The 20860-nt window shown below is 62.3% G+C and carries 20 protein-coding genes and 2 pseudogenes; 11 read left to right on the top strand and 11 right to left on the bottom strand.

Translation table 11 applies throughout. From position 1 onward, the window contains the following. Positions 1 to 16 precede the first annotated feature (16 nt). The 7 genes from ACGF7Y_RS31890 (at position 17) to ACGF7Y_RS31920 (ending at position 6884) form a co-directional block, all read left to right on the top strand. The gene (locus tag ACGF7Y_RS31890; protein WP_393240383.1) at positions 17 to 1309 is read left to right on the top strand and encodes an alpha/beta fold hydrolase; all 1293 of its coding nucleotides are present in this window, start codon (positions 17 to 19) and stop codon (positions 1307 to 1309) included. Then, positions 1309 to 2391 (top strand): hypothetical protein, encoded by a 1083-nt coding sequence (locus ACGF7Y_RS31895; protein ID WP_195065923.1) that lies wholly within the window; start codon positions 1309 to 1311, stop codon positions 2389 to 2391. The genes ACGF7Y_RS31890 and ACGF7Y_RS31895 overlap by 1 nt, the downstream gene beginning before the upstream one ends. A gap of 333 nt (positions 2392 to 2724) precedes the next feature. Next, positions 2725 to 2853 carry a hypothetical protein gene (locus ACGF7Y_RS31900; protein ID WP_267469273.1) on the top strand — a complete coding sequence of 43 codons (129 nt, stop codon included), beginning with the start codon at positions 2725 to 2727 and terminating at the stop codon, positions 2851 to 2853. Between the two features lie 16 nt (positions 2854 to 2869). Further along, complete coding sequence (locus ACGF7Y_RS31905) at positions 2870 to 3697, top strand: MBL fold metallo-hydrolase (RefSeq protein WP_195065924.1); 828 nt, start codon at positions 2870 to 2872, stop codon at positions 3695 to 3697. Between the two features lie 23 nt (positions 3698 to 3720). Then, positions 3721 to 4701 carry an aldo/keto reductase gene (locus ACGF7Y_RS31910; protein ID WP_195065925.1) on the top strand — a complete coding sequence of 327 codons (981 nt, stop codon included), beginning with the start codon at positions 3721 to 3723 and terminating at the stop codon, positions 4699 to 4701. A 76-nt stretch (positions 4702 to 4777) separates the two neighbouring features. Further along, the gene (locus ACGF7Y_RS31915; RefSeq protein WP_195065926.1) at positions 4778 to 6232 is read left to right on the top strand and encodes an NAD-dependent succinate-semialdehyde dehydrogenase; all 1455 of its coding nucleotides are present in this window, start codon (positions 4778 to 4780) and stop codon (positions 6230 to 6232) included. 85 nt (positions 6233 to 6317) lie between these two features. After that, positions 6318 to 6884, top strand: coding sequence for a YbhB/YbcL family Raf kinase inhibitor-like protein (locus ACGF7Y_RS31920; protein ID WP_195065927.1), 567 nt, complete (start codon positions 6318 to 6320; stop codon positions 6882 to 6884). A 521-nt stretch (positions 6885 to 7405) separates the two neighbouring features. On the opposite strand, the gene ACGF7Y_RS31925 is transcribed toward ACGF7Y_RS31920, so the two are convergent. The 8 genes from ACGF7Y_RS31925 to ACGF7Y_RS31960 all read right to left on the bottom strand — a co-directional run bounded on the left by ACGF7Y_RS31925 (position 7406) and on the right by ACGF7Y_RS31960 (position 15899). Then, positions 7406 to 8257: an SDR family NAD(P)-dependent oxidoreductase gene (locus ACGF7Y_RS31925; protein WP_195065928.1), complete on the bottom strand. Its 852-nt coding sequence runs from the start codon at positions 8255 to 8257 to the stop codon at positions 7406 to 7408. Between the two features lie 284 nt (positions 8258 to 8541). Then, entirely contained in the window at positions 8542 to 8994 is a 453-nt protein-coding gene (locus ACGF7Y_RS31930; RefSeq protein ID WP_195065929.1) for a VOC family protein, read from the bottom strand. A 282-nt stretch (positions 8995 to 9276) separates the two neighbouring features. Next, entirely contained in the window at positions 9277 to 10095 is an 819-nt protein-coding gene (locus ACGF7Y_RS31935; RefSeq protein ID WP_228819980.1) for a mycofactocin-coupled SDR family oxidoreductase, read from the bottom strand. Between the two features lie 83 nt (positions 10096 to 10178). Next, positions 10179 to 11231 (bottom strand): LLM class flavin-dependent oxidoreductase, encoded by a 1053-nt coding sequence (locus ACGF7Y_RS31940; RefSeq protein WP_195065930.1) that lies wholly within the window; start codon positions 11229 to 11231, stop codon positions 10179 to 10181. An 81-nt stretch (positions 11232 to 11312) separates the two neighbouring features. Then, the gene (locus ACGF7Y_RS31945) at positions 11313 to 12284 is read right to left on the bottom strand and encodes an MBL fold metallo-hydrolase (RefSeq protein WP_195065931.1); all 972 of its coding nucleotides are present in this window, start codon (positions 12282 to 12284) and stop codon (positions 11313 to 11315) included. A 13-nt stretch (positions 12285 to 12297) separates the two neighbouring features. After that, positions 12298 to 13098, bottom strand: a complete 801-nt coding sequence (locus tag ACGF7Y_RS31950) for an SDR family NAD(P)-dependent oxidoreductase (RefSeq protein ID WP_195065932.1) — start codon at positions 13096 to 13098, stop codon at positions 12298 to 12300. A gap of 35 nt (positions 13099 to 13133) precedes the next feature. Next, positions 13134 to 14603 carry an aldehyde dehydrogenase family protein gene (locus ACGF7Y_RS31955; protein ID WP_393240391.1) on the bottom strand — a complete coding sequence of 490 codons (1470 nt, stop codon included), beginning with the start codon at positions 14601 to 14603 and terminating at the stop codon, positions 13134 to 13136. Positions 14604 to 14711: 108 nt separating this feature from the next. Then, positions 14712 to 15899: a cytochrome P450 gene (locus tag ACGF7Y_RS31960; RefSeq protein WP_195065934.1), complete on the bottom strand. Its 1188-nt coding sequence runs from the start codon at positions 15897 to 15899 to the stop codon at positions 14712 to 14714. Between the two features lie 264 nt (positions 15900 to 16163). Between ACGF7Y_RS31960 and ACGF7Y_RS31965 the strand changes: the two are divergent. Continuing rightward, positions 16164 to 16594 (top strand): annotated as a pseudogene (locus ACGF7Y_RS31965) (transposase); the annotation flags it as partial. A gap of 99 nt (positions 16595 to 16693) precedes the next feature. Here the strand turns inward: ACGF7Y_RS31965 and ACGF7Y_RS31970 are convergent. Then, positions 16694 to 16885, bottom strand: coding sequence for a hypothetical protein (locus tag ACGF7Y_RS31970; protein WP_393240394.1), 192 nt, complete (start codon positions 16883 to 16885; stop codon positions 16694 to 16696). An 81-nt stretch (positions 16886 to 16966) separates the two neighbouring features. On the opposite strand from ACGF7Y_RS31970, the gene ACGF7Y_RS31975 reads away from it, so the two are divergent. From ACGF7Y_RS31975 to ACGF7Y_RS31985, 3 genes and pseudogenes are all read left to right on the top strand, one after another. After that, positions 16967 to 17275 (top strand): transposase, encoded by a 309-nt coding sequence (locus ACGF7Y_RS31975; protein ID WP_324195990.1) that lies wholly within the window; start codon positions 16967 to 16969, stop codon positions 17273 to 17275. Beyond that, positions 17211 to 17531 carry a hypothetical protein gene (locus ACGF7Y_RS31980; protein ID WP_228819981.1) on the top strand — a complete coding sequence of 107 codons (321 nt, stop codon included), beginning with the start codon at positions 17211 to 17213 and terminating at the stop codon, positions 17529 to 17531. The genes ACGF7Y_RS31975 and ACGF7Y_RS31980 overlap by 65 nt, the downstream gene beginning before the upstream one ends. A 527-nt stretch (positions 17532 to 18058) precedes the next feature. Then, a pseudogene (locus tag ACGF7Y_RS31985) lies at positions 18059 to 18676 on the top strand (IS3 family transposase); the annotation flags it as partial. A 187-nt stretch (positions 18677 to 18863) separates the two neighbouring features. On the opposite strand, the gene ACGF7Y_RS31990 reads toward ACGF7Y_RS31985, so the two are convergent. Both ACGF7Y_RS31990 and ACGF7Y_RS31995 read right to left on the bottom strand, forming a co-directional pair. Continuing rightward, complete coding sequence (locus ACGF7Y_RS31990; RefSeq protein ID WP_195065937.1) at positions 18864 to 19646, bottom strand: SDR family NAD(P)-dependent oxidoreductase; 783 nt, start codon at positions 19644 to 19646, stop codon at positions 18864 to 18866. Positions 19647 to 19824: 178 nt separating this feature from the next. Then, positions 19825 to 20796 carry an SDR family NAD(P)-dependent oxidoreductase gene (locus ACGF7Y_RS31995; protein WP_393240397.1) on the bottom strand — a complete coding sequence of 324 codons (972 nt, stop codon included), beginning with the start codon at positions 20794 to 20796 and terminating at the stop codon, positions 19825 to 19827. Between the last annotated feature and the right edge of the window lie 64 nt (positions 20797 to 20860).

Below are 20860 nucleotides of genomic sequence, written 5' to 3' on the forward strand. Positions count from 1 at the left end.
ACATGGAGACAATGAGATGAATACTTTCGATCATGACAAAGCGCGGGCGGCGCTGGCTGGCGATCGCGAATTCGGCTACCTTGCGCGCGGCTGGACTGCGGTTATCCGGCTCGAGCGGGGGGAGCGCGCTGACGACGTGACCCTGGCCGACGGCACGATCGTCGAGGTAGCGCCGGCGACAGCGGTGGAGCCCGAAGTGCGGCTGGTATGCACCGAGGAGGGGTGGGAGAAGCTCCTTGCCGGGGACCCCGAAGCACTGATGGCGATGACGGCGGGCGGGGAGATGGCGCGGCTCGAGGCCGATCTGATCACGCAACTGGGGCCCTACGCTCGTGCGATCCGTCGCTTGATCAAGGTGCTGCGCGGAATGTACGGTACGTTGCCGCCCGAGGAGCCTTTGGTGGCGGAGCCGTTCGCAGACTCGGATGTGGCGGTGGGCCGGTACGTCCGGCTCGATGTCGACGGGTCGCAGTACCGGGTGTACTACGAGGAGGCTGGGCAGGGAGTGCCGCTGCTGCTGCAGCACACCGCGGGCGCGGATTCGCGGCAGTGGCGCAACTTCCTGGCCGATCCAGTGCTGCAGAAGAAGTACCGGATGATCGCCTTCGATTTGCCCTACCATGGTCGTTCACTGCCTCCAGTCGTCGGCCCTCGCTGGTGGGAGGAGTCGTACGAGCCGGGGCGCGAGTTGATCATGAAGTGGGTCGTCGCCTTGAAGATCGCCCTCGAACTGGACCGCCCGCTGATCATGGGTCTTTCCGTCGGTGGGCAACTCGCGGCGGATCTGCTGGCCCATCACGGTGAGCACTTCGGCGGTGCGGTGGCGATGAACGGCACGTTCCACAACGACTCGCTGGCGTTCCTCGACAACAGTCCTTTCGGTGACCACCGCATTCCGCGGGAATACTATGCCTCGCTGATGTACGAGTTGACGTCGCCGATCGCGCCCGAGGCGTACCGCCGCGAAAATCAATGGATCTACTCGAGCAATGGCCCGGGCGTCTACCGAGGTGACAATCTCTACTATTCCCAGGAACACGATCTCCGGGTCGACGGTCATCTGATCGATACCGCGACAACGCCACTCTTTGCCGTGGTGGGGGAGTTCGATCCGATGAACGGGGTGCCCGGAGGGCCTCAGGAGATCCCGGACAATATCCCCGGCGCCCGGTTCGCTGTGCTGCCCGGGCTCAGTCACTTCGCGATGTCGGATGATCCGGTGCGCTTCAATGCGGCCATCACGCCGATCCTGGACGAGCTCGTCGAAAGTGGCGTCCATGCGGTGTCGAACAAGCAGAAGGCCGTCTGATGGCAACAACTGACTCCGAGCTGGTACCTGCTCAACACTGGCCGGTGACCTGCTCCGCCGAGGACTTCGCGCGGTTCGTTGCCGCGCGCGATCGCGGTGTCCAGTGGCTGATCGACCGCATCGGAGACGACGGCACGCCAGCCGGCGCCGACCGCGGTAACAGCTGGTGGCGCGCGCCGTGGGCCCTGGTGGTCGGTGGAGCGCCGGAGGCCGCGGCCCGGATGCTCGGTTGGATCGAGCGGACAGCATTGACGGACGATGGCGATTTGCGGCCCGGCCCTTTCGACGCACCGACGGGCCATAGCCCCGTCTATCACCTATCGCCCATCGCGATCGCCGCATGGCTTACCGGTCGGTTCGACACAGCGAACCGAGTCATGGAAGCGATGGCAAAGTTCACCGACGAACGCACTGGCGGCGTCTACGAACTGCGCGATTTCGCTGCGGATCCGATCCAGGACACCTTGAAGACATCGCAGCTCGGAATATCAGCGCTGATGACGGGCCACCGCGAGGTGGCCGACGGTGTGGCTGAGTGGCTGATCCAGAACTACGCGGAGCAGCCGGAGCTTCCGAGCCGTTATTACAGCAGTCGCAGACATGGGATGCTCGTTACCGAGTTCGCCGGTCAGGAGGCTTTCAGCCGGGTTCTCGACTTCGGCCGTCGACATCAAGCGTATTTTTTGCCCGGCATTGCCGCTGCCTTCCTGGCCGGCTATCACCAGCAAAGCGGAGACGCTCGCGCGCTGGAGAGCGCGCACAAGTATCTCGCCATCACCACCGCCGGTGGCGACCTGCAATTCGACGATCCCTCCACCGTTCAAATCTGCAAGTTCGGCTGGGGTGCCGCGGCGACCTACGCGGCCACGTCCGCACCGGAGCTGCGACCCTGGGTTACGCGGATGGGCGAGTGGTTCGTTCGGCGGCAAGAAAGCGATGGAGCGTGGGCGCCCTCGGCCTACGCGACACCGGCACCTGGGCTGCTCGACTACTACTGGAAGACCGCGGAGCACGTCATGGAGCTGTCGCAGATCGTGCTTGCGCTGGCGGCTGAGGAGTTCGACTCTCCCGTCACGACGTAGCCGGTGTCCGCAATCACCGCACAGGGCGCGCGCGAAGCCGCGTCGTTGATCCGATGAGACATCAACGAGGAGTGCGTTCCGGGCTGGCTATCACCAGCAACACCAGGCCCGGACGCACTGCGCCTCGGCCAGGATTACCTGGCGACTCGATCAACGGCACGGCAGCGCAGTTCGACGATCCCGATTCGGTGCAGATCTGCAAATTCGGTTGGGGGTGCCGCGCCCATGCACACCGGCGCGCCGGACAGCGGACATCTGCCATGGGTTCCGCGGATGGGGAGTGGTTCGCGCGGCGCCAGCGCCCGACGGGGCCTGGGCCCTGTCGGAGCGCTGGTGCCCGAACGCGGTGTGCTGGACCTGTTCTGGAAGACGGCCGAGCACCTGATGGAACTGACCCATATCGAGACCGCCCTCGCGGCCTCGTTCGTAATGATCTCACTGCATCCGCAGTACGCCGCATAACGCCGAGGAGGACCTTGTGGTAGTTACCAGCATCGATCCCGTACTCGATGCTCAGCATCCCATACCGCCGGGCGAATTCTTCGACCCGCCGCCCAGCGCGGGCCAAGATTGGCAGACCGCGCCGCCGTGGTTCGACGGTGCGGGCTGGATCATGCCGATGGGCGGTTTCCTGCTGCGTTCGGGAGACCGGACGATCCTGGTCGACGCGGGACTGGGACCGAACATCGATATCGTCGAAACGCGCGGAAAGCTGTTCGACTCGCTCGCCGATCTGGGCGTCACACCCGAGCAGATCACCGATGTCGTGCTCACCCACCTGCACTTGGACCACGTCGGCTGGGTCGCTCCTGCGGGTGAACCGATCTTCACTCACGCCCGGCACCACTGCCACCGCGCTGATTACGACTGGATGCGTGCTGATCCCGGCAGCAACCCTGCCACGGCCGCGGTGACCGCTACCATCCGTGCCGTTTCCGACCTTCTCGACTTAGCCGAGGGGGAGCGAACGGAGATCGCGGATTCGGTCGCGCTGCGGCTGTTCGCCGGTCATACGCCGGGCAACTGCCTCGTCGAGATCGAGACCGGCGAAGCACGAGTATTGCTGCTGGGGGACACCGCGCATCACCCCGTACTCCTGGTCGAGGATGGGTGGACCGACCGCCTGGACGAAGATCGCGCCGCGGCGGCCAGGGCCCGCGACCGGCTCGCGCAGGAGATGGAACGTACCGGAGCTATCGGTCTTGGCGCACACTTCCCGGGGACCCAGGGCGGCCGCATCATCCGTGACAAACAGGGCGCCCGGCAGTGGCAGCCGATCCCGAGCAACCGAATCCACACGAACTGAACGCACATGAAAGGAATCGGCACGTGAAGACTGTCCGATTGGGCAAGAGCGGCCTGGAGATGAGCGGTCTCATCCTGGGCATGATGACCTACGGTGACCCCGAGCAGGGCTATCCGTCGTGGACCATCGGTCTCGATGAGGCCCGTCCGTTCGTCCGCCGCGCCTACGAGGCAGGTATCACGACCTTCGACACCTCCAACTCATATTCCAGCGGCACAAGTGAGGAAATCCTGGGCACGCTGACCAGAGAGTTGGGTCCGCGCGAAGAGTTCCAGATCGCGACGAAGGTCTACGCGCATCAGCGCCCGTCTCGCAACGGATCCGGACTGAGCCGGGTCGCCATCATGCACGAGATCGACGCCTCGCTGCGCCGTCTCGGGACCGACTACGTCGATCTGTATCAGATCCATGCTTTCGATCCGAATACACCGATCGAAGAGACGATGGAAGCGCTGCACGATGTGGTCAAGGCCGGCAAAGCCCGCTATATCGGCGCATGCAATGTGCTGGTGTGGCAGCTCGCGCTCATGCAGAACGCGGCGGAACGGCACGGGTGGACGAAGTTCGTGTCGAATCAGCTGCATTACAATTTGCTGGCGCGGGAGCTGGAACGCGAGGTCGCGCCTTATGCCGAAGCCACGGGAATGGGAATTCTGCCTTGGAGCCCGCTCGCGCGCGGACGGCTCACCCGGCCGTGGGGCTCGGAAGGGTCCGGGCGTGAGGCCAGCGACACACTGGCGCCACAGCTGTATACCCGTGACGAGGAATCGCACAAGCGGGTCGTGACCGCTGTGCAGGAGGTTGCCGAGGCTCGCGGGGTGCCGATGGCGCAGGTCGCGGTGTCCTGGGTGGCGAATAAATCCCCGGTGGCGGCGCCGATTGTGGGTGCCACGAAGGAACGCCATATCGAGGACGCCGTCGCCGGTCTCGAACTCGAACTCACCACCGAGGAGATCACCAAGCTCGAAGCGGCGAACACCCTGGTCCGCAACGGAATTATTTGAGTCCTCCGCCGCTGCCCCGCCGGCCGTGCACCACAACACCGTCCATCCGGTGATCATCCGACTAGGAGAGGAAGATATGCCCGACAGGGACACAGTCATCGCATCGGTTCCGACCGGGCTGTGGGTCGGTGGTGAACAGGTACCGGCCGTCGACGGACGCACATTTCCGGTGTTCGATCCGGCCGATGGTCAGGTCCTGACCGAGGTCGCCGCGGCCGGCCCCGCCGATGGTGCCCGCGCGCTGGACGCGGCGGTGAAGGCACAGCCCCAGTGGGCCGCCACCCCGGCTCGCGAGCGTGCCGAAATATTGCGGCGCGCTTGGGAACTGGTCGTCGGTCGCCGCGACGACTTCGCTCTGCTGATGACTCTCGAAATGGGTAAGCCACTGGCTGAGAGCTACGGTGAGGTCGATTACGGTGCGGAGTTCCTGCGCTGGTTCGCCGAGGAAGCGGTCCGGATCAATGGGCGCTACCTGCCGTCTCCATCGGGTAAGGGCCGGATTTTGGTGACCAGAGAGCCTGTCGGTCCGACGCTGGCCATCACGCCTTGGAATTTCCCGCTGGCCATGGGCACCCGTAAGATCGCGCCTGCCCTCGCCGCCGGCTGCACCGTTCTGGTGAAGCCTGCGGCCGAGACTCCGCTGACCATGCTGCTGCTCGGCCGGGTCCTGGTCGACGCCGGAGTTCCGCCCGGAGTGGTATCGATCCTGCCGACCACTGATGCCGCCGGACTCACCGGACCGCTGATCGCCGACACCCGTTTGCGCAAGCTCACCTTCACCGGCTCGACCGGTGTGGGAAAGGCTCTGCTCGAGAAGGCATCTCAGCGTGTTCTGCGCACCTCGATGGAACTCGGCGGCAATGCTCCCTTCGTGGTGTTCGCCGACGCCGACCTCGATGCCGCGGTCGACGGGGCGATGGCAGCCAAGATGCGCAACAACGGTGAGGCATGCACCGCCGCAAATCGTTTCCACGTGGACGATGCCGTCCGCGCAGAATTCACCGCGAAACTCACCGAGCGGATGCGGGCGATGAGGATGGGCCCCGGCCACCACAATGGCGTGGAAGTCGGCCCCCTGATCAGTGAAAAGCAGCGGGCCTCGGTCGATGCCCTGGTACGCGATGCCGTCGAGCGGGGCGCGGTGGTGCATACCGGCGGGGCGAGCGAGCCCGGTTCGGGCTACTTCTATCCCCCCACGGTCCTATCCGATGTTCCGGCCGACGCGCGTATTCTGCGGGAGGAGGTGTTCGGGCCGGTCGCCGCGATCACCGGGTTCGACGGCGAAGCCGCGGGTATCGCCGCCGCCAACAACACCGAATTCGGCTTGGCCGCTTATATTTACACCCGTGATCTGGAACGGGCGCTTCGCGTTGGTGCGGCACTCGAGTCGGGCATGGTGGGAATCAATCGTGGCGTGATATCCGATGTCGCCGCGCCTTTCGGCGGTATCAAGGAGTCGGGTCTCGGCCGCGAGGCCGGTACCGAAGGTATCGAAGAATATCTCGAAGTCAAATACCTTGCCCTGCCCTGAGTAGCACACCCCCGGCGGGCCGCAAGTTGCCCGACGGCACTGTCATCGCGGGTGATGCTGCCTCGACCGACAACGAAGGAGTGCGATGTCTCTGATCGGCAAACTGCTTGTCAACCGGCGCGCCGGTGAACAGACCCTGGCTTGGCACCGATCGAATCTGGCCGCTGCGGCCACCTTCGACCTCACAAGTCCCGATTTCGACCACGAAACCACGCTTCCTGTTCGGCATGTGGTGAAGAGACTCGGCGGGCAGAATCTTTCGCCGGCGCTGGCCTGGGCGCTGCCACCGGCCGGGACCGCGCAGTTGCTGCTCGTGGTCGAAGATCCCGACGTACCGCTGCGAAGCCCGCTGGTGCACGCGGCGGCGCTGCTGGACCCCGCAGTGACCGAGCTACCGTGCAACGCACTCGATTCGAGCGCGCCCGCCGCGGGCGTGCAGATCTTGCGGTCGAGCCAGGGGCGCGGCTATCAGGGGCCGGCGCCGATCAAAGGTCATGGCCCGCACCGCTATGCGTTCCAGCTGTTCGCACTCGCCGAACCAATCTCCACAGTGGCAGGCAAACCGGTGGCCTCGGCGAAGCCGAAGGCTGTCCTCGAGGCTGGTCAGGCATTGGCCCGCGCACGGATCGACGGCCTTTACGATCGGCCGTGATACGCTGAAACAGGCGGATATCAAGCCTTTTCGAGCGTTCGCCACCGCTGGTGATCGGCTGGCCCCGGCGGCGAAGCGATGCCTTCGGCGTTGTGCACCGACTTCTCGGATGTTTGGGTCTCCTCTAACGAGACAGCCCGCTAATCGTGCATTTGCCCCAACCCCGTTGGCTGCGCCGACTACTGGGGCTTCGGCGACGCCGTGGTGGTTGACGAGAGCCGATTCGCCTTCGGAGGTGGAGATGCGGTGCCCGGAGACGTTCATGACGTCGTCGACGCGCCATCGATCAGCTCGGCCGACCCGCCCGGGCACATCAGCTCGGCCGACCCGATGTGCCCGGGACCGGATGCCCGAACGTTTCGGCACTGATGGAGCTTATCCGGCTATCCGCTGTGGGCGGGCCCTTCGCCGCTGGAGCGCAGGTCTTTCAACCAAGCGCGCCGACCATACTTTCCACCGGGAGTGAATAGCCGCCACAGGTATGGGATGGCGAGAACTTTCCGGTTCCGGAAGCAGTCGTCTCACCAGTCCGTCATCCCGCCCCCAACGCTTACCGCCGTGCCCTCGACGTAGGCGCCCGCCTCCGTGGCGAGGAAGGCCACCATATTGGCGACCTCCTCGGGGAGGGATCCGCGGTTCGCTGACAATCGCGACAAGGCCTGAGGGATCGTCCCGGCGGCGTCCTCTGGCAGGTCCCGCATTCGCTCGAGCACCGCGTCGGTCAGCATGATCCCCGGGCACACGGCCACTGTCGAAACGCCTGTTCCCTTCAGCTCGTGGGCGAGATTGCGGGTGAAACCGATGACGGCTGATTTCGCGCTGTTGTAGACGGTTAGCCCCCGGATCCAGCTCTTCCCACCTTCGCTCGCGATGTTGATGATCCGCCCGCGGTTGCGCTCGAGCATCTGGGGCAGCACCGCGTGAGCGCAGTACATGGTGGCGGAGTAGTTCAGCGCCACCACCCGGTCGATCTCCTCGATCGACCTCTCCCAGAAAAAGCGATCCCCCAGCGTGAGCCCGAGGTTGTTCACCCAGACATCGACCGGACCGAGACGCTCCGTGATCGCCGCGACCGCTTCCGAGACGGAGGCGGGATCGGTGGCATCCGCACCGATCGCCGTGGCAGGCACGTCCCACCGCGAAGCCACCTTGTCGGCCACCTCTTGTGCCGCTGCTTCGTCGACGTCGACGACGGCGACGGAAGCACCCAGGCCCGCCATCCGGTCCACGATCGCTCTCCCCAGGATGGGCCCGGCGCCGGCGGTGACTGCCACCACCACGCCACTCAGGTCCATCACGTCAGTGACACGCGCGTTCTTCTGATGCAACGGCAGGCGGTCGCCGCCGAGTGCACGCACAAGCTTCTCAGACATGGTGTGTCTCCAATCAGTAATCAGTAAGGTGCCCACACTGGGCGATGGTGCGGGTGGCGCTCTCAGAACTTGACGAGCCTGTCACCGTCGACGGTGATGGCGTGCCCCGTCATCCAACTCCGACTCGTCAGTCGTGAGGTCGAGTGCCAAGTTGGCCTGGTCCGCAGCTCGGCCCAACCTGCCCAACGGGTAGCCGGCCCCGGATCGGGCGACGACCTCCACGGGCACACCAAGCTCCGGCCGCGACGGGCGTAGTCTCCACATTCGTCATCGACGATGCCCTATCAGTCCTCAGGCACCGGTTGTCGCCGGATCTCCCCGAGCACAATCGGGATCCCGGTGTCTCCAGTGTCGAGCGCCACCTCCTCGAAGGTGGTCATCGACTGGCCGAACACCGCGTTCATTTGTTCGCTGGACAAGCGAAGCTCGCGCACGACCCGAGCGCCCGCGGCCTCGGCGGTGCGAGCGGCATCCTCCACATCATCGACATCGAAGATGATTCCCATGAATCCCATCCGCTTGGGCAGAAGTCCAATCGTGTCGCTCGCCGGCCCTTGTAACGGAGCGACAAGCTCGATCCCGGCGTCCCAGGAGATGGCCACGCGGGACCCGAACCCCTTGCAGAACTCATCGGGGACACGTTCAAAGGTGGCACCCAGAAGCTTCTCGTAGTGCGCAATCGCTTGGTCGATGTCTGGAACGCCCACCACGATGCGGTTGATCCCCTTGATTCCCATGCCCGTCCTTTCTCTCAATGTGGGCTGGACAGCCAACTAGTGGCGCTGATCCGTATGGACTACTCCGGCCGTACTCGGCCAACGCGCGCAAATGTGTAACGACGAGGATGTATATGATCAGGCACCCGAACCGGCGCGCCTGACCTACTTTCTGAATACACCGAGATGAGATCCCAGTCGGCGGTCCATCGCCAGGCCCGCGCTCAATATCAGGGCGTGGCGATGGCAAGCATAAGGGTCGCCTGATCGGCGCCAAAATTCTCCCGCACTTGATCTCCTGCTCTATCGAACCGAGAAACCAGCATCAAGCGGAAGAGCGGCGCCCGTTATATAATACGCCTCGTCCGATACCAGCCAGGCTACTGCCTTCGCGATATCCTCAGGCTGGAGAATATCGATGGGAAGCGCGTTCTGCATAGTGCCGATAGTAGTCTTCTCGCCCCGTGCCGCAGCCTCATGCAAGGCCTTCATTGCATCATTCATGGTCATGCCCGAAGCGACGCCTGTAGGGTGAATCGTATTCACGCGAATTCTCTCTGGCGCGTATTCGTTGGCGAGATTCTGCATGAGTCCGACCAGGCCACGCTTGGCTGCGGTATAGGCCTGTGCTCCAGCCTTGTCGGTCCCGGTGCCTTTGATACCGGAGGAGGAGCTCGTGATTACAACCGACCCACCACGATTGCCTGCCCTGATTGCTGGCAACACCACTTCGATAGTGTTCCAAACTCCAGTTAGATTTACGTCGATTATGTCCCTCCAGACTGCGCTCCGGTCGCCCCCTGGCGAAAGCCTGGCGATTCCAGCATTTGCGATGAGGACGTCAATACGCCCAAACTTTGCCATACCTTCCTCGCACGCGCGGCACAGCGCCTCTTGATCTCGCACATCGGCCTCGGCGACGAGAATTTCGCCGCCCACCGCCTTCACGGCGCGGGCTGTCTCCTGCAGATCTTCTGGGCTCGCGTTCGGATAGTCCATCGACGGCATATCGGCACAGATATCCACACCGATGATTGCATAGCCGCGCCGGGCGAGCTCGATAGCATGCGCGCGCCCCTGCCCACGCGCAACACCCGTAATGAAGGCTGTTCTCGTAACCAATGTTATCTCCTGCTTTTCAGGTCCTGAACACCGAAACAAAGCTGGAATGAGCCTTCGTGCCTCGATGCCGGAAGGTCTATTCGCTACCCCATGGCGCGGATCAGCGGCTCATAAAGATCGTTACCTGCCGGCTTGGCTCCGGGCCAATTATCGGTACGGACGATGAGGTTGCAACCATCATCTATCCAGTGCTTTTTCCAGCGTTCGATAATGCGGGGTAGCGGGCCAATAAGCCAGTTCTCGTCTATATATTCGTCAGGCACGGCATCCACGGCATCGTCGCGATGCCCTGCTTGCCAAAGCTCGCGTATCCGGTCCGCGGCTTCGCGATAACCGCGTTGCACCAACTGCTGATGGAGACCGCCTTTTCCTGGATGACTTCCAACCCATGTGGCAGTATATACCTTGAACTGCCGCATATCGGCCTTGACATCCTCACTCAAAAGGATATCGACATGCGCCCAGATCGGGAACTCTTCGAGCTTCACTGGCACTGCTCTTTTGGCGAATCCTGCTTCCAAAATGGGGCGCAGGGTCTCCATCATCCCGGGCGACCAGCTCCCATTCGGGAGAAGGCCGTCTGCAATCTCCGCTGCGTTTCGCATCATCAAATCCGTGCCACCGCCGAACATGATTTTTATCGGTGCATCGGGTTCCAACATCGAACGTAAAGTCGATGCTTTGGAACTGTCGTCTGCATCGACATAGGGAATGTTTAGGACCCGTCCATGATGCTCGACGGGCTCCCCAGCGAACACTTTTCGCATGATTGCGACATAGTCACGCATACGCCAATAGGGCGACGTCCACTCGGTACCGTGCCACGCTTCGGTGCGCACCTTGTTCGAGCTGCCTAGGCCCGCAATTATTTCCCTGTCGGGACCTGCCATATGCCGGAGGGTCTGGAAGGCTGATGCCGTCGCCGGAGCCGTGCGTGCCGTATTCTGGACAATGCGAGTACCTATTCCGATCCGCTTAGTCGCGGCCAGGATATATCCGAGCGGCGTAAGCGCATCCGATCCGTTTGCCTCTGCCGTAAATACGACGTCATAGCCCAGTTTATCGACTAGCTCGATTCGAGAGCGATTTACATCAAATCTACGTCGTTGCCAGTCGATTTCTACGGCGATCTTCATCTTTCCCACCAGCCATAACTGCGCTCTCTGGAGCACTTCTAAAAATCTCGGACCACGTCTGCAGGCCGGGCAGCTACAGCCCTAACTGAAAATGAATTTCCGCTTGTTCGGCAGTTCACTACTCAGCAATCTACCGAAACGCATGCCGGGGAAGTGGGTCGAAGCAACATGAATGTCGCTGTCTTCCAGTTCTCTCAGCAGATGCAGTTTGGTTTCGTGTGCCAAAGCGGGATCAACGTCAGCCATCATGCTGAATTGATCATCTGTCATTTCGAGTGGGCAGTGAATTACGTCGCCCAGCATCATTGCTCGTTGTCCTGCAGAAGAAATAACAGCTATGCTGCTGCCCGGAGTGTGCCCCGGCATATGTCGTACGTCAATTCCTGGAGCCACGTTCGTGTCATTTTCCCACAATTTCAGTTGCTCCAACGCGGCTTTCATGCGATGCTTGGTTCCCTCGACGCCGAATTGGACCTTCATTCCAATTTCGTTCAGCTCTCTGTCACCCAAGAAGTGGTCGACATCGTGAGCGTGGACCCAAATGTCAGCATTCGGGAAGAAGGAAGCGCCGTCTTTTGTGCACCAGCCCATGTGATCACAATGCAGGTGCGAAAGGACGACGTCGGTTATCTCCTCTGGGGTCACGCCTGCCGCTCGAAGATTGCGTTCCAGATTTCCGTGCTTCACGATTGTCCGAGGCAGGTTGGCGCGCCTCATTCTTACGAACTCTTCATCGCGTCCGAAGTTGCGCCATTGCTGGTCGTACTCACGCAGCAGCTCCTCTGGCTGGCTTGCTCCGCAGTACGTTCCATCGTGCCCTACCGCAGGCCCCAGGCCCGCGTCGAGCAAAACGAGCTGATCGCCAGATCGAACAAGAAATGCGCCGAGATCGGAATAGAATAGACCGTCTCCGGGGATGTAAGATTTGTGGACCTCGAAGTCGGGAAGGTCTTCGCCTTGAACCTGAGGCGGTGTCGGCGTGATAAGGGTACCGTCATTAATCGGAATGATCGAAAGGTCGCCGACTTCGAATCGCTTATGCTGCGGGTTCATGATTATATCCTCGTCAAACTTTGAAAACGTAACCGGCGGATGATCCGCCGTCCACCGGAATGCTGGCGCCATTGACGAATGTGGAATAGTCAGACAGCAGAAAGGCGGCTACCTGAGCAATCTCTTCGGCGTGACCACCACGTTGCATCGGGTTTTGATCACGAATTCTGTCGTTCTCGCCACCATATCGAACCGTTTTTTCACGAGTGACGACGAGCCCGGTTTCGATGCAGTTTACCCTGATGTTCTCGGCACCATAGTTGACCGCCGCCGACCGAGTCAGTGCCGGCACAGCTCCCTGCGATATCGTCGCACCGGGATACACGCTCGGCGCCCGGTTCGCGACCAATGTCCCATTATTGACAACAGCCCCACCATTGCCGTGCTTTCGGATAGCATTGGCTACGTGTTTGGTGCCGAAAAACATTCCCTTGATCTTCACATCCCACAGCTTTTGCAGCTCATCGATTTCAAGTGCATCGAAAGGCACCCGGGCCGCTTGTTCCAGGCCGGCGTTATTGAAGATGCCGTCGACGCGACCGAACTCTTTTTCTGCCGCATCAACCATGTTTTTCACGGCTTCTTCATCTGCAACATCCGTGGCTACAGCCAATGCGCTGCCACCGTTATCGCGAATCTTGCGAGCATGCCCCTCGATAATTTCACCGCGGCGAGCGGCGAGCACCACACGTGCTCCAGCACGTGCAAAGCCGAAGGCTGCAACCTCCCCGATTCCTTGGCTGGCTCCGGTAATAATCAGGACCTTATCCGTAAGCATTCCATCCGGAACGATTGGGAGGATTTCGTCGTGCATTCGGTCTCCTGTTGATAGTGGTGGCAATAAATGACCTATGCGAACGTGCCGAGCGCGATGGTCTTGGCGCGGACAAACTCATCGAGGCCAGCGCGTCCGCCTTCCTTGCCGTAGCCGCTGAGGCCGACGCCGCCGAAGGGAGTGTTCGGTTGGATCGGTGCGGCGCCGTTTGCCCACACCGAACCTGCGTAGAGACGTTCAGCGACACGGTGAACACGACTCGCATCTGCGGTTTGCAGCCAAGCAGCGAGTCCGTATTCGGTACTGTTCGCTATCGATACTGCTTCGTCTTCCGAGGAGAACTTTGTTATAGCAAGGACCGGCCCGAAAATCTCTTCTTGCGCAAGCGAACTGGCGGGGTCCACATCGGCAAATACGGTCGGTTCAATGTAATAGCCGTCGGCGAACTCTCCGCCGAGTCGCTTGCCGCCGGTGAGCAATCGCCCGGAACCTTCTTTCCTCGCGGTCTCGATGATCCCGAGGATTCTGTCCACCGCCGCTTGGTTGACGACCGGGCCCATGGTGACTGCGGGATCGAAAGGGTCTCCCTGTACGAGCTTCTGTGCTTCGTTCACAACGCGCTCGACGACCTCGTCGTAGACCTTCTCATGAACCAACATTCGAGTCGGTAGAGAGCATCCCTGACCACTCAAGAGTCCGATACTGAATTGAACCGACCAAGGGCACACTACATCTAGATTTGCGTCCGGGAAGACGATATTCGCGGACTTTCCGCCGAGTTCGAGAACAGCCGGTTTGATGAGACGAGCGCAAGCTTCCAAAATTTTGCGGGCAACCGTTGGTCCGCCGGTGAAACTAACTTTCTTCACAAGTCGGTTTTTGACAATTGCGTCTCCGGCCTCGCCGGTGCCAGGCAAAATATTCACAACACCCGGGGGGATGCCGGCCTCAACAACGAGATCTCCATAAAGCTGAGTCGAGAACGGAGTCAGCTCAGAGGGCTTTACGAGAACTGTGTTGCCGGCCGCAATCGCTGGACTGACCTTCATGCCCATCCCGATAACTGGGCCATTCCATGTGTTGATGATTCCCACAACACCATATGGCTCGAGCTGGGTGTAGCTGAATTCGCCATCACGGTTGAAGGACTTCGTCACCTGTCCATCAATTTTATCTGCCCAGCCAGCGTAGTAGCTGTTCCAGGCCTTGGCCTGCGACCAGCCCCGGGACGCGAGCGACATGGCCGATCCGACGTCCCTCGCCGTCAGTCGGCCGAGTTCGTACGCGTTCTCCTCCAACAGGCTACTGAGCTTGAACAGCACCTCGCACCGATCGGCCGGCTTCCAACGGCTCCATTCCTCGAAGGCTTCCTGCGCTACCGTTGCAGCTTCGTCGACTTCTTTTTGGCCAGCGAGTGGGATCGTTGCCTGGACTTTACCTGTAGCCGGGTTTATGTGGTCGTACACCCCACCGCTACCTTCGGTGAGCAGTCGGTCGCCGATGCGGATCTTGACGTTCGGTAGGGTATCGTTGGGATCGGGCATCTCGTATCCTAGGGATAGATATCTTATTGGTGTCGCCGCGGCGGCGGCAGAGTTAGGAAATTTTGCAGGACGAGTTACAACTCGCAGGCCGTAGCGATGTATTTAGTACTACCAGGTGAGCCAGACTTGCGGAATTTCCGTTACCGTGCCGCCGCGAACTCGGCCGACCGGCTTTGACTCATCGAGCTGGAACCGGGGAATGCGGGCCAATACGCGTTCGTACATTACATTGAGCTCGAGTTTAGCGAGATGACGGCCCAGGCAAGTATGGCCGCCGTGCCCAAATGCGAAGTGAATCGGCTTCTCTCTGTGAAAGTCGATCTCATTCGGGCGTTCGTTCAGTTCAGCGTCTCGTCCGATCATAGGGAGCAACGGAAGTACCATCTCACCTGCCTTCAGGGGTGCGCCTTTGAGTTCCACATCCTCGGTTATCAGCCGGGGGACAGCGGCAAAGCTGTAAGCACGTAACAGTTCCTCGACCGCATTCGGAATCAATTCGGGCGAGCGACGCAACTCGTCTTGATGTTGAGGAAATCTCGCGAGGTGGCGCACGCCATATGCCATCGCGTTGGTTACAGTGTCCAGGCCCGCCAGGAACAGTAGGAAACCGATCGAGCGGAGTTCCTCATGGTTCAGTAGGCGGCCCTGGAAGTCTTCACGCACCAGACGTGAAAAGATGTCGCCGGCATCGTTACGCTTCTTATCTTTGATCATCTCATCGATCGCCGCGAGGATGGGCGCGGCAGTCTGAGGAGAGCGGTTCTCGAAGTAGTGGTCGATCATGTCGACGAACTCTTCGAACCGACCTAGCGGAAAACCGACGAACTGCATGAACACCTTGACGGGCATCTGGCGCGCGAACGACCGGATGAACTCACATCCGCCATCCGGTAACACGTCGTCGATGAGCACATCCGCCAATCGCTCTGCCTGTGCTCGGAGGTGTGAGATCGACCGGGGCTCGAAGTAGGTCATCATCAAGCGCCGATAAAATAGGTGTTCGGGAGGGTCAAGTGACGCCGGTATCAATCGGGGCATTGATTCCTGCCGTGGAATGATTCCGTTCGAGTTCGAAAAGGTCGACGGGTTGCGCATGATAGCAGTAATCGCATCGGAGTCAAGGGCAACCCAATGTCCACCGTTTCGTGGTGTCCAGAACACGTCAGGCGCATTCGCGCGAAGAGTCAACCATCCCTCATGTGGATCTGTCGCGATCCTCTCATCCCAGTACATGTCGTAGTCGAAGACAAGCTCCTTGGGGATGTCGGGTCGTACGTCTGCATCTGCCGCTGCCATCCCTACTCCGCCTTCACTGTCGGACAACCCTGTCGGCCCTGTGTGTCACCCATCACTACAACCTGCCATATTAGTTAGTTGATTACAAGAAGTGCATTGATAGACCTCTAGGTGCCCCTGGTGACTGTCGGTCTAGCCCGTGCTGGAGCCTCGACCAGTCACGCTGATCTGCGCTGATGGTGTCCTGGAATGGCGAAAGGTGCTCTGAGCTGCGATAGTTCGATTTGCTGATGATCGAATATTGCAGTTCGAGGAGCACACTGCCCGCACCCCGGCGCTCAGCTGCGGTTCACCGATGTCGACGGCCTGCGGCTGACCGCGTTCGTCACCAACATCCGCCACGGGCAGCTGCCCGATCTGGAACTGCGGCACCGCCGCCGCGCCCGCAGTGAGGACCGCATCCGCTGCGCGAAAGCCACCGGGCTGCGGAACAAATCCTCTGACGCGAACCAGATCTGGGTCGCGGGGTCGTCGCGCTCGCTCTCGACCTGACCACCTGGTTACAGACGATCGGCCTGCACGACCACCCAGCGCGGCGCTGGGAACCGAAAACACTGCGCCTGCAACTGTTCCCGATCCCAGCCCGGCTCGCTCACCACGCCCGCTGCGTCTACCTCCGGTTATCCCGGCATCGCTACGGCACCGGTCTGCTACTGATTGTCCTGGACCGCCTGCAGCCAGGCTGGCCAGCGTAAACCATCCCGACAAGCATCGAAAGGACTTCCCATCCGGGCCAGTGGAACCCGGCAGTCACTCGGTGACCGGGCTATCCTGTGGCGCCCACCGGCTGCTGATCAGCGGCCGAAGACCAATTCGAAACCGATCAGGCCGGGCCGAACGCCCGGCGAAAAGTCGAGGTTGGAAGTGACTGGCTGGTGTGCGCCGCTGCGCGGCGCACACCAGTGTGTTGATTGAATGATGTTGTCGGCGTTGGTGCGTCGGTAGCCGGATACGGTGAGGTCTCCGGTAAGTAGTTCAGCGACCAAGCAGAACGAATACCGGAGGCCTCGTGAGCAGCGTAGCTGTAGCGGGGCGAGCGGACCTGACACGCCCAGTGGGCGCGCCTGGTGCCGCTGTTGCCCTGCGGTAAGAAGGCGGGACGCCCGCCGAAATGGACGAAACGGCAGCTCATCCATGGTATCCGGTGGCGAGTGCGGTGCGGGACCCCGTTGCGGGACGTGTCCGCACGGTATGGCTGCTGGCAGACGATCCACGGGCTGTTCCGTCGCTGGCAGCATGCGGGAGTGTGGGCGTTGATCTGGAAGATTGCTGCAGGCGTTCACCGATGCCACCGGCCGCATCGTCTGGCGGGTGAGTGTGGACTCCACCATCGTGCGGGCGCATCGGCGCGCGGCTGGGGCTCGTCACGACGGTGACCGGCAGGTCGAGCCGCCCGGCGGGGTCGATACCGAGCCTGCCGATCACGCGCTGGGGCGGTCCCGCGGTGGGTGGACCAGCAAGACTCATCTGGCGTGCGAGCAGGGCCGCAAGGTGCTGTCGCTGGTGCCGACGGCCGGGCAGCCGGCGGACTGCCCCCAATTCACCGCAGTGCTCGAAGCGATTTCGGTGCCCCGCCTGGGCAAGGGGCGGCCGCGGACCCGCCCGGAGGAAGCCCTCGCGGACAAGGCATAGAGCTCGCGCACCAACCGCCCCTATCTGCGCCGGCGAGCGATCACCGTGACGATCCCGTTCAAGACGAGCAGGCCGCCAATCGGAAGAGGAAGGGTTCTGCCGGTGGGCGGCCACCGGTGTTCGACGCCGAGCGGTACAAGGCTCGTCACGCGCTTGACTGCGGGATCGGCGAGTTGAAGGAGAACCATGCCTTGGCAACACGGTTCGACAAACTCGCCGTCCGCTACCGAGCTGTCCGGCACATCGCTGCCATCAACCAATGGCTACGACACGGGTGAGGGCGGGCACAGCCCGCCCTCACCACTTCTAGAACACGGGGCTGGTGCCTCGTCTAGGAGGTTGCTGAGGTAACCGGGTGTCGAGTTGATCGTGCGCTTGCGACCGGTGATGCTCCCGGTGGAGGTGATGCCGGTGGCCAGAAGCCGGAAGTGTTTGTGCAAGAGGTGACCCCAGAAGAGGGCCGCCGGTTGCAGAGGATCACGAAGACCAGCAAACAACCGATCAGGATGCGACGTGCCATCGTGGTGATGGCCTCAGCGCAACGCCGGCCGGTCCCAGCGATCGCCCGCAAGGACAACGCCTCGAGCAAGTAGGTCGCCAAGGATGTCGGGATCTCCGAGACCTGCCTGCACAACTGGCTCAAACAGGCCGACATCGACGACGGCAACAAGCCCGGTCTGACCCGGGAAGAGTTCGCGGAGCTGCGGGAGCTGCGTAAACGCACCAAACAGCTGGAGTAGGAGAACGAGATCCTGCGGCGCGCGGCGGCGTTCTTCGCCCGCGAGCTGCCCTCAAAATGAGGTTCCCGCTGGTCCTCGACCTGGCCGCGGACGGGTTCCCCGTCGCGGTGACCTGCCGGGCCCTCGGCTTCACGCCGCAGGCGTTCTACAAATGGCACAACCCTGTGTCCCAACGTGATCGGGACGACACCCACCTCATCGATGCCGCCCGCGACATCCACGACGACGACCCCGCGTTCGGCTATCGGTTTCATCGCCGACGAACTCGGCGACCGCGGCATCCGCGCCGGGGAGAACCGGGTGCAGCGATTGTGTGCGCAGCAGCGGATCTGGTCGGTCTTCGCCCGCAAGCGCGCACTCAGCAGACGCGCGGGACCACCCGTCCATGACGACCTGGTAGCTCGCTAGTGCGGTGTCCACGAACTCACACCGGTCAAGCGGCGTGAGCGCGTGGTCTGCCCCAGCGTTGCTGGCGTTCGCTGCGGATGCGGGCGCGTTCGCGGCGTCGGGCGGCCAGCACGTCGGGATGGCGGGCGTTGGCGTTGCGCCAGCGTAGGAGTGACGACAGGCCGGTAGGCGTCTCCGCGCCTCCTCAGAACTGAGCGAATCTGCCGCCGTCGACCGCGATGGCGTGGCCGGTCATGTAGCTCGACTCGTCGCTGGCGAAAAAAAGGGCCAGGTTTGCCTGGTCCTCCGGCTCCGCCAGTCGCTTCAACGGATAACCCTGCACCGTCTGGGCAAGCAGGTCCTCGACCGGCACGCCGAGCTGCTTCGACCGCTCCGCGTAGCCCTCCTGCAACATGCGGGTCCGGGTGTTGCCAGGGAGGACGGCGTTCGCGCGCACATTGTCGGACGCATAATCCATCGCGATCTGCCGCGTAAGGGCGATGACACCCCCCTTAGCAGCGGCGTAGGCGGCCACGTTCGGCGAGCCACGAAGCCCCGCCAGGCTCGCCGTGAAGATCAGCGAACCCCCTCCATTCGCGATGAGATGTGGCAGCGCATACTTGGCGGTCAGCCAGGCGCTCGTCAGGTTGAGGGCGATCGTCCGGTCCCAGACATCGTTCGTGATATCAGCCGCGCGGCCCTCTCCTGTGGCACCGGCGTGAGCCCACACGACGTCCAGCCCTCCCATCGTGGTCACCGCAGCATCCAGCGCCGCCGCGATGTCGGACTCGGATCCAACGTCGCAACGGATCGCCTCTGCCCGGCCCCCACTACCGTTGATCTCTTGCGTCACATCGCGGAGATCCTCGAGTGCGATGTCTGAGCACATCAACGTCGCCCCTTCACGAGCGAACATCTTGGCGCCTGCGGCGCCGATGCCGTGTGCGGCTCCCGTGATAAATGCTCGCTTGCCGGCAAGGCGTCCCATCGTCTCTCCCAATGTAGCAATCAGCGTATTTATAGCTATGATTATACTGTATTGCCCACCCCGTCAACCTCCTCCCGTCGCCGGCCCTGGACCCCGGGTCGCGTGCACCTCTTCGGGGGATGCAGTGTGCGGCAGCGGCCTTCGCCATCCTGGCGGCATTCACGGTGGTCCAGATCGGCTAGCTGGTCGACGCCGTCCTGGTGGATGTCGGTGAGTACGAGGTTGGCTCCGCGGTCGTGTAGCGCCTCGCGGCGCTGGCGGAGCCGATACCGCCGGCGGCACCGGTGATGAGTACGGTCTTACCGGCAAGAGACCAGAGTTCGGGCAACGTGCGCTCCTCAGTCGGTGGTTGTGGTGTGCGGGCGATGGCGTGGTGGTCGTGCCAGCCGGCCGGCGCGGCCAGTTCGGTGGCGCGGGCGATGGTGGTGTCTTTCCAGGCGATGCGGTCCAGGACGGGGCGGAACAGGCCGGGAGCCTTGGCGATGATGGTGTTGCGTTTGGGGACCACGATCAGTTCGGAGCGTCGCTCGATGCCGCGGACAATGCCCTGTACGACTGTCTCGCTGGGCACCATCTTGAACAGGCCCTTCTCGTTCCCGCCCCACAGAACCCGGCCGGCGGGGTCGGCGATGACATCGTCCATCATCGGAGTTCGGAAGAATGTGGCGTGCACACTGCCGACGGCTACGCCTTGGTGGCGCAGTTCGAGCCGGATGCTGTCGCACATCGCCCAAACGCCGGCTTTCGTAGCGGTGTAGGAGGCCTGCAGGGGGGAGTGCACGAACGCGGCCATCGAGGAGATCGCCAACGAGTAGCCACGAGTGGCCTGCACGCTAGGCAGTCCGGCGCGGAAGGTGCGCCACACACCGGTGAAGTTGATGTCGACGACACGTTCGAAGGCTGCCGGTTCGAGGGTGGCCAGGGGAGCCATGGTGTCGATTCCGGCGTTGGCGATGACGACGTCGAGCCGCCCGAAGTGCTCGGTGGCCTGGGCCATCGCCGCGTCCAAGCTGTCCAGGTCGCGAACATCGGCGCGCCAGCCGCGAGCTTCGTCCGATGTCCCCAAGGTATTCGCTTGGGCGCCTACGGCATCGGCGTCGAGGTCGAGCAGCGCCAGATTCGCTCCGCGCGCACGCAGCGCTTGGGCCAACTCGCTGCCCAGTTCGCCGGTGGACCCGGTGAGAGCGACGGTGCGGCCATGAGTAGATAGTGGG

Origin of the sequence: Nocardia sp. NPDC047654 (assembly GCF_043205035.1) — a bacterium.
Taxonomy (GTDB): Bacteria; Actinomycetota; Actinomycetes; order Mycobacteriales; family Mycobacteriaceae; genus Nocardia.